Below are 12,101 nucleotides of genomic sequence, written 5' to 3' on the forward strand. Positions count from 1 at the left end.
GCTACCTCGACAGTTCTTCCTTGGGGGCCGCTCCCGGGACCTCGTCGATCGAGACAGTTCCGGTGGCCAGGGAGGCTGCGACGAACCTTTCGACCTCGGCCTCTTCCTCGACGTGTTCACACAGCACGACCACCGACTTGGCAGCGAGGTCCACTGCCGCGCCCGGATGGACCGGCTCGGTGTTGGCGAGCGTCCCGGCGGTGTCGACCAGAACGTCCCAGTTGGGGCTGAATTCGACATCCGGGAGCGTGAACTCGACCGGCTCGTCGCCGGCGTTGAAGAGCACGAGGAAGTGCAGATCGGTGATCGGCTCGCCACGGCGGTCGCGCTCACGGATGCCGTTCCCGTTGAGGAACACGCCGATCGAGCGTCCGAATCCGGAGTCCCAGTCTTCCGGCTGCATCTGCGTGCCGTCCGGCCGCAGCCACACGATGTCGGGGATGCGCTCCACTTCTTCGCGGCGGACGGGACGCCCGTCGAAGAAGCGGCGACGCCGGAACGTGGGGTGATCGCGGCGCAGGCGGGCCAGTGCCGACGTGAAATCGATCAGACTCGCGTCGACGTTCTCCCAGTCGATCCAGGTGATCTCGTTGTCCTGGGCGTAACCGTTGTTGTTGCCGCCCTGCGTGCGCCCGAGCTCGTCGCCGTGCAGCAGCATGGGCACACCCTGCGACAGCAGCAGCGTCGCAATGAAGTTGCGCTGCATCCGCTCCCGCAGTTCGTTGACCTGCGGGTCGTCGGTGGGACCTTCGACCCCGAAGTTCATCGACCGGTTGTCATCAGCGCCGTCGCGCCCGTCCTCACCGTTGGCCTCGTTGTGCTTCTGCTCATACGAGACGAGGTCGCGCAGCGTGAACCCGTCGTGAGCTGTGACGAAGTTGATGGATGCCACCGGCCAGCGCCCGGAGTGCGCGTACAGGTCGCTGGATCCGGTCAGCCGCGAGGCGAACTCTCCGAGGGCCTGCGGCTCACCCCGCCAGAAATCGCGGACGGTGTCGCGGTACTTACCGTTCCACTCCGTCCATTGCGGCGGGAAGTTCCCGACCTGATAGCCGCCGGGACCGACATCCCAGGGCTCGGCGATGAGCTTGACCTGACTGACCACGGGATCTTGCTGGACGAGTTCGAAGAACGTGGCGAGTCGATCGACGTCGTAGAACTCTCGGGCGAGGGTCGCAGCGAGGTCGAAGCGGAAGCCGTCGACGTGCATCTCGAGCACCCAGTACCGCAGCGAGTCCATGATCAGCTGCAGTGCGTGCGGGTTGCCGACGTTCAGGCTGTTGCCCGTGCCGGTGTAGTCGGTGTAGTACCGCTTGTCGTCATTCTCGAGGCGGTAGTAGGCCTCGTTATCGATGCCGCGGAAGGAGAGTGTGGGACCCAGGTGGTTGCCCTCTGCGGTGTGGTTGTAGACGACATCCAGGATGACCTCGATACCGGCCTCGTGCAGGGCGCGCACCATGCCCTTGAACTCCTGCACCTGCTGCCCCCGCTGCCCCGACGAGGAGTAGGTGTTCTGCGGCGCGAGGAAGGCGATCGTGTTGTAACCCCAGTAGTTGGAGAGGCCCTTCTCTTCCAGCATCGAGTCGTTGATGAACTGGTGCACCGGCAGCAGCTCGATCGCCGTGACCCCGAGCCGCTTGAGGTGCTCGATGATCAGCGGGTGCGCGATGGCGCTGTAGGTGCCGCGGATCTCATCCGGAATGTCAGGATGCCGCATCGTCAGCCCCTTGACGTGGGCCTCGTAGATGAAGGATTCCGAGTACGGGATTCGCGGCGGCCGGTCACCGCCCCAGTCGAAGAAGGGATTGATGACAACGCCCTTCATCATGTCGGCGGCGGAGTCGTCGTCGTTGCGCGAGTCGGGGTCGCCGAAGGTATAACCGAACACCGACTGGCCCCAGTTCACCTGCCCGTCGACAGCTTTCGCGTAGGGGTCAAGGAGCAGCTTGTTGGGGTTGAACCGCTTGCCGGATGTCGGGTCGTACTCGCCGTGGACGCGGTACCCGTAGCGCTGCCCCGGTGCGATGTTGGGGAGGTACGCGTGCCACACGTACGCATCGACCTCGAGCATGTCGACGCGTGTCTCCCGACCGCGCTCGCCGAACAGGCACAGCTCGACTCGGTCAGCGCCCTCACTGAAGAGGGCGAAGTTGGTTCCGTTCCCATCGAAGGTCGCACCCAACGGATACGCCGACCCTGGCCATGTCTGCACGGCACCCCTTCCTGGTGGGATTCCACCCTAGTCGAGCAGGGTTTCCCGGTGGGGGTGGTTGCTACCGGGAGCTCAGCCCTGCTAGAGCGGCGGAAGATCAGACCTCGAGAGTTCGCGGTGGAGCCGGACGGATGCCGTGCACCTGACGGTGCAGGCGCTGCATCCGTTCGTCGAGTTCTGCGGCGCTTGCCGCGGCATCCTTCAGCTCCGCAAGCAGAGTCTCGGGTACCTGGCGGTCGAACTTGTAGTAGATCTTGTGCTCGAGGCTCGCCCAGAAATCCATCGCGATCGTGCGGAACTGGACTTCGACCGGCACGTCGAGGCGGCCGGTCGAGAGGAATACGGGAACCCGCACGATCGCGTGCAGGCTCTTGTAGCCATTGGGTTTCGGATCGGCGATGTAATCCTTCACCGAATGCACCTCGATGTCGTCCTGCTGGGTCAGCAGGTCGAACAGGCGGTACGTATCTGCCACGAAACTGCAGGTGACCCGGATGCCCGCGATATCGGTGATGTGCGCTCGGATCGAGTCGAAGTCCCCGTCGATGCCCTTACGACCGACCTTGGCGACGAGACTGTCGGCGGATTTCACGCGGCTGGAGATGTGCTCGATCGGGTTGTAATCGTGCAGTTGCAGAAACTCGTCGCGCAGGATCTCGACCTTCGTCTCGATTTCCTTCAGGCCGAACTGGTAGGGCAACAAGAAGCGCTGCACCTCGTCGCGGGCGGCCCTCAACTGCGAGAGCGAGACAGTCACCTCATCGGAAGCCGGGTGCGAAAGCTGCGAGGTCGCGGGGTGCATGGCCGACGCGTGACTCATGCCGCCAACCTACGGACCGCGGGTACGAGATCGCTGTGAGTCCGACAGCCGAGCGCGACCCCCTCCCCGCCCGCACGAGGCTGCACCGTGCAGTCTCGCGGGCACGGACGGGAGGGGGAGATCAGTCCAGGACGGACGCAGCCTGACGAGCGGCGCCGAGCGCCACGTACTCACCGGGCGACGGAACCTCCACGGGCATCCCGAACACCGCCGGGGCGATCTCGCGAACTGCGTCGGACTGAGCGCCGCCACCGATCAGTACCGCGCGGCGAAGCGGCACATCGAGAGCGCGCAGGGCGTCCAGGCCAGCGCCGAGCCCAGACAGCATGCCTTCGACGGCGGCGCGGGCCAGGTTTTCGCGTGTTGTCGAGGCGAGGGTCATGCCGGTGAGGGCAGCTGTCGCATCCGGCAGATTGGGCGTGCGCTCCCCCTCGAAGTACGGGAGGAGGGTCAGGCCCGCGGCTCCCGGCTCGGCGGCCAGCGCTAGCCGGCTGAGGCCATCGTGGTCGACGGAGAGCAACGCCGCGATCGTGTCGAGCACCCGCGCCGCGTTGAGGGTCGCGACAAGCGGCAGGAAATGCCCGTCGGCATCCGCGAACCCGGCAACAGTCCCGGTGGGGTCGATCGTCCGATGCTCACTCACGGCGAAGACGGTTCCGCTCGTTCCGATCGAGATGACGACATCGCCGGGGCCGGCACCGACCCCGAGCGCGGCGCCGGCGTTATCCCCAGCGCCGGGCGCGACACGCCTGCCGTCGCGACCTGCCACCCACTCCCGCGGACCGAGCACCCGGGGGAGCGCGGCGTCATGGCCGAGCGCGGCGGCCAGCAGATCGCGGTCGTAGCCGTCGGCCACGACCTTCCCTGCCGCGTCCGCACGCCAGGCATCCGGCGACCAGTACCCGGTGCCCGAGGCGTCCGACCGGTCCGTGACGAGTTCTTCGAGCACGGGACCGCGAGCAGATTCGCCGCGAGGACCGTAGCCTCGCAGCCGCCACGTCAGCCAATCGTGCGGGAGTGCGACTGCCGCCACTCGGGCTGCGTTCTCGGGTTCGTGATCGCGCAGCCACCGGAGCTTCGTGATGGTGAACGAGGCGACCGGCACGAGACCCGTGCGCCGAGCAAGGTCCTCAGCACCGAATTCGGCGATGAGATCGGTCGCCGCCCCGGCGGACCGGGTGTCGTTCCACAGCAGCGCGGGACGGATGACGCGACCATCGGCATCCAGCACCACCATGCCGTGCTGCTGACCCCCGATCGACCAGGCAGCCACATCATCGAGGCCGCCGGCTGCCGAGACCGCCTCCTGCAGCGCTGACCACCACGCGGCGGGGTCCACCTCGGTACCCGCCGGATGGGCGGCGCGGCCTTCCCGGATGACCGCGCCGGTCTCGGCATCCGTCATGACGACCTTGCACGACTGGGTCGACGAATCGACCCCCATCACCAGTGTCACGTCAGGTTCTCCTCAGGTCTTGTCGGGCGCGTTCGGCGTCGGCAACTCCTCATTCTCGACGCGGATCGGGCCCGATCGACATGCCGATTCGGGCCCGATCCGCGAGGATTGAGGAGTTAGCCACCACCGGCGTCGGGGCCGAAGCGGCGGTTGGACTGACTAGCGGGCGCCCATCAGGTGCTCGGTGGCCAGCTGCTGCAGACGCACGAAGCCGAATCCCTTGCCACCGAAGTACTGCGCCGGGTCGAACTCCTCGTACGCCGAGCGGTCAGCGAGCAGGTCGTCGTAGGACTCACCCTCGCCGAGCGTGGTCACCGACAGCTCGGGCACGCGTGCGGCAGCCAGCGCCTCCTGCACCTCGGGGTCGGCGCGGAAGGCCTGCGCCCGTTCCTTGAGGAGCAGGTAGGTGCGCATGTTGGCCGCAGCGGAATCCCACACGCCGCACTCGTCCTCGGTGCGGCTCGGCTTGTAGTCGAAGTGGCGAGGGCCCTCGTATGCGGGTCCGCCGTTCGGGCCGCCGTTTTCGAGCAGGTCCACGAGGGCGAACGCGTTGTGCAGGTCGCCGTGACCGAAGACGAGGTCCTGGTCGTACTTGATGCCCCGCTGGCCGTTGAGATCGATGTGGTAGAGCTTGCCGTGGTAGAGCGCTTGCGCGATTCCGGCGGCGAAGTTCAGGCCCGCCATCTGCTCGTGACCGACCTCAGGGTTCAGGCCCACGAGCTCGGGACGCTCGAGCGACTCGATGAATGCGAGGGCGTGACCGACGGTCGGCAGCAGGATGTCACCGCGGGGCTCGTTGGGCTTGGGCTCGATAGCGAAGCGGATGTCGTAACCCTTGTCGGTCACGTAGTCACCGAGCAGGTTGACTGCCTCGCGGTAGCGCTCGAGGGCGGCGCGGATGTCTTTGGCGGCGTCGTACTCGGCGCCTTCACGCCCGCCCCACATGACGAAGGTCTTGGCGCCGAGCTCGGCCGCGAGGTCGAGGTTGCGCAGCACCTTGCGCAGGGCGAAGCGGCGCACCTGCCGGTCGTTGGAGGTGAATCCGCCGTCCTTGAAGACGGGGGCCGAGAACAGGTTGGTCGTCACCATCGGGATGATGAGGCCGGTGTCGGCCAGGGCGCCCTTGAGGCGGTCGATCTGAGTCTGGCGCTCGGCATCGGTCGATCCGAAGGCGAACAGGTCGTCGTCGTGGAAAGTGAGACCGTAGGCGCCGAGCTCGGCGAGCTTCTCGACGGCGTGGACGACGTCAAGCGCTGGCCGGGTGGGTCCACCGAACGGATCTGCCCCGTTGTAGCCGATGGTCCAGAGGCCGAAAGAGAACTTGTCGGCGGGGGTGGGGGTGGGCATGACTGCTCCTTTGCACGAGGCACGCGGATAATTGTTGCGAGCAACAACCTATACCACGACGGATGCCTCCGCTATCCCCTACAGTGAACGCATGCTCGAGCCGGGAACCGACAGCGTCAGGACCCGCAATCTCGCTCGCGTTCTCGGGCAGGTCCACCTCGAAGGCCCCCGGTCGCGGGCAGCTCTGACCCTCGCGACGGGACTCAACCGTTCGACGATCGCCGATCTCGTTGCCGAACTGTGCACGGCGGGCCTTGTGACAGAGACCGCCCCCGATCCCTCTCGGCGCGTCGGCCGCCCGTCGCCGATCGTCGCCGCCGATCCCCGGATCGTCGCGGTCGCCGTGAACCCCGAGGTGGATGCCGTGACGATCGCGGCGGTAGCCCTCGACCAATCGATCGCCGCCCGGCTCCGGATCGAGCGCACCGAACTCGTCACTCCCGGCGAGACTGCGGCTCTCGTGGCCGACACGGTCGCTGCGTGGCAGGAGACCGCACTCGCAGGGCGCCGCATCGTCGGCATCGGGATCGCGGTTCCCGGGCTCGTCCGCGCGCGGGACGGCCTGGTGCGCACCGCCCCCCACCTCGAATGGCACGATGCACCGATCCGGGAACTCGTCGCCGACGCGACCGGGCTGCCCACGGCCGTCGACAACGACGCGACCCTCGGAGCCGTCGCCGAGCACCTCTACGGCGCGGCGCGGGGACTCGACCACGTCGTCTATCTCAACGGTGGCGCCAGCGGCATCGGTGGCGGTCTGATCGTTCACGGGATGCCGGTGCGAGGGGTTTCCGGCTACGCCGGTGAGTTCGGTCAGAACCGTCCCGGCATCGCCAGCACGGCCGATCAGCAAGCTCCCGAGGGCGTCCTCGAGGACGAAGTCAGCCGCTCACGGCTTCTGCGGGCAGTCGGCCTGACGAGCGCCGACGACCCGACGTTGGCTGCTGCGCTGTCGACATCCGATGACCCCAGCGTCGCCGCCGAGACCGACAGGCAACGACGGATTCTCGCGACAGCGCTGGCGAACGCCGTCAACGTCCTGAACCCTCGCGCGATCGTGCTCGGCGGCTTCCTCGCGATGCTCACGGAGGGGGCCACGGATCAGCTCACCGATCTCGTACGCGCGCAGTCGATGCCCGCGAACGCCGAGGACGTCGACATCCGCGCCGCGGTCCTGGCCGATGACAGGCTGCTGATCGGCGCCGCCGAGGCGGCGTTCGCTGGCCTGCTGGCAGATCCGCTCAGCCGGCTTCCGGAGCGGCCTGGTCCTCTGGAAGAAGCGCGCTGACCGCGCTCAGCAACTCCGCCTTCGTGAAGGGTTTGGTCACGACAGCAGAGAAACCTTGCGCGCATGCGTAATCGTGTTCGGCGGGGTCTGAGCGGGCCGTGAGCAGCAGCAGGGGCATCGCGGCGAGTGCGGCATCCGCCCGCACCGCCTGCGCGACGCCGATGCCGTCGAGACCCGGCATCATCCAGTCGACAACGGCAAGGTCCGGCTTCGACGATTGGATCGCCCCGAGTCCGGAGGTGCCGTCGTAGTATTCGTCAACATCGTGGCCAGCACGAGCGAGACGGATCGCGACGAGCCGGACGATGTCCGCGTCGTCATCGATGACGATGATGCGCGCCACGCGACCCTCCCTTCGGCAAAAGTCTGCTTCAGGCCTGCGAAAGCCCCTGCTGTGAGCCATGCTAGTCCGAAGGGGTGGGCAGGTCAGAAGGGATCGGGCATGACGCGGCCAAGCGTTGCGGCGACAATCGGTCAGGCCGCGCCACTATGGCGAGCCGTCTTCGTCGCCGGGCTGGTCACACTCGGCGGGGCGCTCTCGGTTGTCTTCGCGCTCGAGCAACGCGGCGTGATGAACCTGGCGTGGTGGTGGCCTGCAGCGGCTGTGGGGGCCATCGCGGCGGCGGCATCCCCGCTCCGCTGGCGGTGGTTGACCGCAATCGCGGTAGGTCTAGCGTCGGGCCTGGGATCGGCAGTCGCCGACCGCCCCCTCTTGGTGGTGATCCTGGGGTCCCTCGGCGTCGCGGTCGAGGCGTGGTTGGTTGCGACAGCGGTCTCGCGGGAACAGGATCGACCCCGGCTGACAACCCTGATGGACGTCGGTCGTTTCGCAATCGGGGCGATCAGCGGCGCGGCAATCGTCGGAGCACTCGTGGGAGTTGCCCGGGAGTTCAGCGGCGGCGACTTCGTGGATGCCTTCTGGACGATCGGCGCGTCGCACCTGTCTGCGATGGTCCTCATCGCCCCGTTGGGACTCATCGCGATCCCCCGCGCAGCGTCGGTGCGCTGGTGGCGCAGCGTCGTGCTCACCGTCGCGATGCTCGCCGCCACGGTGATCGCGTTCTTCCCCGGCACACCGGTCGCGGTTCCGATCCTCGCCATGCCGCTCATGGCGTGGGCCGCGGTCGCCGAGCCGATGTTCTTCGTCGCCGTGCAGCTGCTCGCGGTCGTCGGCACCGCCTCGGGACTCACCGTCATCGGTGGCGGAGCGTACGCGGCTGCCGGCTCGGAACTTCCTACCGCAACAGCACTCCAGGTCTTCACGATCTGTTTCGGCGCGACGACTCTCGCGATCTCGGCATCGCAGAACGACAGACGGGCACTGGAGAGCCGGCAGATGGCGGTATCGCATCTCTTGCATGACGCATTCCGGCAGTCCAAGAGCGGGTTCGCCATCCTCCAAGAGGACGGCCCCGGCAAGTACTCCGTTCTCGAAGTCAACGCTTCCGCGGTCGTGATGCTGCGCAGCGAGTTCGAGCGCTCGGATACGGGACGCTGGCGACTTCGCGAGGACGCACTCCTGCGACCGTCGCTGGCCGAGGCGACATACGACGTGTCGGTGACCGTCGATTGGGAGGACGTGGCACCCGGGAACCCGCCAGCCACGATCACGATTGACGCCGTCAACCGCTCCGGCCTGAACCGCGTACTCCTGGTATCGGTCCAGGATCTGCGGCCGCTCCGAGAAGCCGAGCGAGAAATGGAGTGGCGGCTGGAGCGCGAACGCCAGGTGAGCAGGACGTTCCAAGCCCTCACCCAGCAAAAAGTCGACTTCGTCGCGAGCGTCACGCACGAGCTGCGGACCCCGATCACCTCGATCCTGGGATTCGCTGAGGAACTCAGCGAATCGACCGACGACCCGAACGTCCGCGAGCAGGTGGAGGTCATCCTTCGCAACGCGACGCGGCTACGCGGGGTGATCGACGACGTTCTGCTGGTGTCAAAGCTCAGCCGCGGACCGGCCGCAGCTGACGCTCTGCCCGTCACCGATGCCGGGCTGGCGCTGCAGCGCAGCATCGAAGACGCGAAGCACAGCATCCAGCAACGCCACCTTCGGGTCGCCGCCGAGATCGAGCCGGATCTGCCCGTTCACGGTCGCGAGATCGATCTCACGCGCGTTTTCACCAACATCCTCACCAACGCGATCAAGTTCTCGCCCGATCGCGGCACGATCTCTGTCGTTGCCTACCGCACCGACCACCAGGTGGTCGTCACGATCTCGGATGAGGGCGAGGGAATCGCCGACGAGGACCTGACCCACATCTTCGATCGGTTCTATCGCAGCTCCTCGAGCACGAGCCGCGGGGTGCCGGGGACCGGTCTCGGACTCGCTATCGTCAAGGAGCTGTTGTCGTCGATGGACGGCAGGATCGAGCTCGCGCGGGCCGAGCCCGTCGGAACCTGCGCGCAGATCACTCTTCCGATCGCCGATATCGAGCCGGTCGAATCCACCGGCGCACCCACCCCCTGACCCCGACCCGAGTACGCGCGTCGGAGCGCACAGCGGCGCATGAAGAGGTTTTGCCGGGGAGTCACACCGGGGCCACCCGAGGAGCGTGAACCGTTCATCCGCGACATATACCGTGTGGGCCATGGGTGCATGGAGCGTTGAGCCGTTCGGCAACGATGTCGCGGCCGACTGGGCATGGGAGCTCGAGGACGAGTCGGACTGGGGAGTCGTCGACGACGCCCTGGCGGACGCGCTCGAGGACATCGAGGACGTCGAACGCGACACGGCGATCATCGCCGTCGCCGCAGCCGAGGTGGTCGCGCACGGTCTCGGACACGCGACGCAGCGGGATGCATACACCGAGGAGGTCGAGGCCTTCATCGTGCGCGCCGGGCGACCGACGCTCGACACGGTGGCCCTCGCGATCGCCGCACTGACCGCGGCGTGCGGCGAGGGCAGCGAGCTGGCTACCGAGTGGGCGGGGGCCGGGGATCCGGGCTGGTGTGAGGCCATCGAGGATCTTCGCTCCGCGCTGAGCACCTGAGCGCACGCGACCGCCCCGAGTGAGCGGCGTGGGTCACGCTAGGGTGTGACTCGTCAGCGAGCAGGGAGGGCCGATGAGATCGCGGTTTCCGCAGTCCGTCTACCGCCATGGCTCCGAACCGGACGTCCGCTTCACACTGGCAAATGAACGCACCTTCCTTGCCTGGATCCGCACTGCGCTCGCGCTGATCGCCGGTGGCGTCGCCCTCGAGGTGCTCGGGCTCGCGCTCCACCCCGGCCTGCGTCTGGCAGCCAGTCTCGTGCTCATCGTCATGGGCATGATCACCCCCGCTTTGGCGTGGCTCGGATGGCAGCGCAGCGAGCGTGCCCTTCGGCTTGCCACCCCCCTTCCGGGGTCGCTGCTGGGCGCGATCACCGGCGTCGCGGTCACCGTCTCAGCGGCGCTGATCCTGCTCGCCGTCATCTTCGCCTAAGGCGACATCCGCGTGAGTGACGAGCTGTACGATCCGGGTCTCCAGCCCGAGCGGACAGAGCTGGCATGGCGGCGGACCGGGCTGAGCATCGCCGTCGGATCCGTCGTGGCGATGCGACTACTGCCGGCGGCTCTCGGAAGCGGATGGTGGATCCTGCCCGGCATCGTCGGGGTGATCTTCTCGGCAGTCCTGTGGGGATGGTCGCGCCGGCGCTACGAACGCGTGTCATTCGCGACAGTCACCGCCCGGGATCACACGATCGTCCCGGACGGGGCGCTTCTACTGACCCTGGCGGTGTTCGTGGGACTTGTCGGAGCCCTCAGCATCCTCGTGCTGGTCGCACTACCGCTGACCTGACGACCTCGGCGGGGCGGTCGTGGCGCGTGGGATGAGCTGCGTGGCTAGGCGCAGATGGCGTTCGGGCGGTTCCTCACCGTTCATGAGAGTCGTCAACAGCGACATGGCTGCCGCCCCGAGCCGCCGCATGGGCTGGCGAATCGTCGTCAGTGGCGGCGACATCCGGGATGCTTCGAGCACATCGTCGAATCCGATCACCGACAGATCGCGTGGGACCTCGAGGCCGATCTCCCGCGCGACTTCGATGATCCCGATGGCGGAGAGGTCGTTGGCGGCGAAGACGGCGGTCGGGCGGCGCGGCGACTCGAGCAGCGACAGCGCCGCGGTGCGCGCAGCATCCTGCTCGTAGAAGCCGACTCGCACGATCTCGGCGTCGTAGGGGATTCCTGAATCGGCCAACGCCCGGCGATAACCGGCGTCTCTCGCGCGGGATGATCGGAGGTCTGGTCGCCCCGCGACGAACCCGATGCGGCGGTGACCGAGCTCGATCAGATACTTGACGGCCGAGACCGCTCCCCCGAAACTATCGGCCTCGACGGTGGGCACGCCGTCCCCCGGCCCGACGTGCGGGTCGATAGCGACGACCGGGATGTCGGCGACGATCGCCTCCACGGTCGGAGTCACAATGATCGCCCCGTCGATGAGGCTCCCCGCCAGCCGCGCAAGAGAGGTGTTCTCCCATCCTGCGCCGTGCACCCGTCGCGGTGTGCTGTAGGCGAGCACATCCAGCTCGAGCGACTCTGCAGCAGCCCCGACGCCCTTGAGGACTTCGGCACTGAACGGTTCGAACTCGGCGAGGAGAACCCCAACGACGCCGGTTCGCACACCGCGCATCCGGCTGGCAACGAGACTTGATTCGTAACCCATCTCGGCGACCACCCGCATGACCTTGTCGACGGTCTCGGGCGCCACACCGTAGCGACCGTTGACCGCCTTCGACACGGTGGCCACCGACACGCCCGCTGCGGTTGCGATATCGGTGATCGTCGGACGTCTCGCCATGAATGGTCACCCTAGCGGATTTTGAAAAGGTTTTCGAAAACGTTTGACATGTCTCGATAGACCTGACGACACTGTTCCCACGTCGCCCCCCCACGGGCCGCGAGACACGGCACGCTCGCCCCACATGCACCGTGTCCACGCAGCGGCGGCTCGACGCCCGAGCCGCTCCTCAATGAAGAGAACAGGTGAGAAT

Annotated in this window: 11 protein-coding genes; 5 read left to right on the forward strand and 6 right to left on the reverse strand. The window is 67.2% G+C overall.

The features are described 5' to 3' along the window. Position 1 precedes the first annotated feature (1 nt). The 4 genes from glgX to xylA form a co-directional block, all read right to left on the reverse strand. Positions 2-2,212, reverse strand: coding sequence for a glycogen debranching protein GlgX (glgX, locus tag LL236_RS03400; RefSeq protein ID WP_228177388.1), 2,211 nt, complete (start codon positions 2,210-2,212; stop codon positions 2-4). 97 nt (positions 2,213-2,309) lie between these two features. Then, positions 2,310-3,032 (reverse strand): GTP pyrophosphokinase, encoded by a 723-nt coding sequence (locus LL236_RS03405; RefSeq protein ID WP_228177389.1) that lies wholly within the window; start codon positions 3,030-3,032, stop codon positions 2,310-2,312. 121 nt (positions 3,033-3,153) lie between these two features. Continuing rightward, entirely contained in the window at positions 3,154-4,488 is a 1,335-nt protein-coding gene (gene xylB / locus LL236_RS03410; RefSeq protein ID WP_228177390.1) for a xylulokinase, read from the reverse strand. Positions 4,489-4,647: 159 nt separating this feature from the next. Further along, entirely contained in the window at positions 4,648-5,835 is a 1,188-nt protein-coding gene (xylA, locus tag LL236_RS03415; protein ID WP_228177391.1) for a xylose isomerase, read from the reverse strand. Between the two features lie 91 nt (positions 5,836-5,926). Here xylA and LL236_RS03420 point away from each other — a divergent pair, with 91 nt between their 5' ends. After that, positions 5,927-7,123 carry an ROK family transcriptional regulator gene (locus tag LL236_RS03420; RefSeq protein ID WP_228177392.1) on the forward strand — a complete coding sequence of 399 codons (1,197 nt, stop codon included), beginning with the start codon at positions 5,927-5,929 and terminating at the stop codon, positions 7,121-7,123. Here LL236_RS03420 and LL236_RS03425 read toward each other — a convergent pair. Continuing rightward, a complete protein-coding gene (locus LL236_RS03425; protein ID WP_228177393.1) occupies positions 7,077-7,466 on the reverse strand; it encodes a response regulator transcription factor in 390 nt (129 codons plus the stop codon). The genes LL236_RS03420 and LL236_RS03425 overlap by 47 nt on opposite strands. 99 nt (positions 7,467-7,565) lie before the next feature. Between LL236_RS03425 and LL236_RS03430 the strand changes: the two genes are divergently transcribed. The 4 genes from LL236_RS03430 to LL236_RS03445 all read left to right on the forward strand — a co-directional run bounded on the left by LL236_RS03430 (position 7,566) and on the right by LL236_RS03445 (position 10,906). Continuing rightward, positions 7,566-9,593 (forward strand): sensor histidine kinase, encoded by a 2,028-nt coding sequence (locus LL236_RS03430; protein ID WP_228177394.1) that lies wholly within the window; start codon positions 7,566-7,568, stop codon positions 9,591-9,593. A 121-nt stretch (positions 9,594-9,714) separates the two neighbouring features. Continuing rightward, positions 9,715-10,116: a DUF4259 domain-containing protein gene (locus LL236_RS03435; protein ID WP_228177395.1), complete on the forward strand. Its 402-nt coding sequence runs from the start codon at positions 9,715-9,717 to the stop codon at positions 10,114-10,116. Positions 10,117-10,189: 73 nt separating this feature from the next. Next, positions 10,190-10,549, forward strand: a complete 360-nt coding sequence (locus tag LL236_RS03440; RefSeq protein ID WP_228177396.1) for a YidH family protein — start codon at positions 10,190-10,192, stop codon at positions 10,547-10,549. A gap of 12 nt (positions 10,550-10,561) precedes the next feature. Then, a complete protein-coding gene (locus tag LL236_RS03445; RefSeq protein ID WP_228177397.1) occupies positions 10,562-10,906 on the forward strand; it encodes a DUF202 domain-containing protein in 345 nt (114 codons plus the stop codon). Here the strand turns inward: LL236_RS03445 and LL236_RS03450 are convergent. Continuing rightward, positions 10,892-11,908: a LacI family DNA-binding transcriptional regulator gene (locus tag LL236_RS03450; protein ID WP_228177398.1), complete on the reverse strand. Its 1,017-nt coding sequence runs from the start codon at positions 11,906-11,908 to the stop codon at positions 10,892-10,894. The two genes, LL236_RS03445 and LL236_RS03450, sit on opposite strands and share 15 nt — an antisense overlap. Positions 11,909-12,101: the final 193 nt, after the last annotated feature.

The organism is Microbacterium schleiferi (genome assembly GCF_020781975.1).
GTDB lineage: Bacteria > Actinomycetota > Actinomycetes > Actinomycetales > Microbacteriaceae > Microbacterium.

What these genes read in the sequence shown, in the direction of transcription:
- LL236_RS03450 (WP_228177398.1), bottom strand. Translation starts at nt 11,908, where the DNA reads ATGGCGAGACGTCCGACGATCACCGATATCGCAACCGCAGCGGGCGTG.
- LL236_RS03405 (WP_228177389.1), bottom strand. Translation starts at nt 3,032, where the DNA reads ATGAGTCACGCGTCGGCCATGCACCCCGCGACCTCGCAGCTTTCGCAC.
- LL236_RS03420 (WP_228177392.1), top strand. Translation starts at nt 5,927, where the DNA reads ATGCTCGAGCCGGGAACCGACAGCGTCAGGACCCGCAATCTCGCTCGC.
- xylA (WP_228177391.1), bottom strand. Translation starts at nt 5,835, where the DNA reads ATGCCCACCCCCACCCCCGCCGACAAGTTCTCTTTCGGCCTCTGGACC.
- LL236_RS03430 (WP_228177394.1), top strand. Translation starts at nt 7,566, where the DNA reads ATGACGCGGCCAAGCGTTGCGGCGACAATCGGTCAGGCCGCGCCACTA.
- LL236_RS03435 (WP_228177395.1), top strand. Translation starts at nt 9,715, where the DNA reads ATGGGTGCATGGAGCGTTGAGCCGTTCGGCAACGATGTCGCGGCCGAC.
- LL236_RS03440 (WP_228177396.1), top strand. Translation starts at nt 10,190, where the DNA reads ATGAGATCGCGGTTTCCGCAGTCCGTCTACCGCCATGGCTCCGAACCG.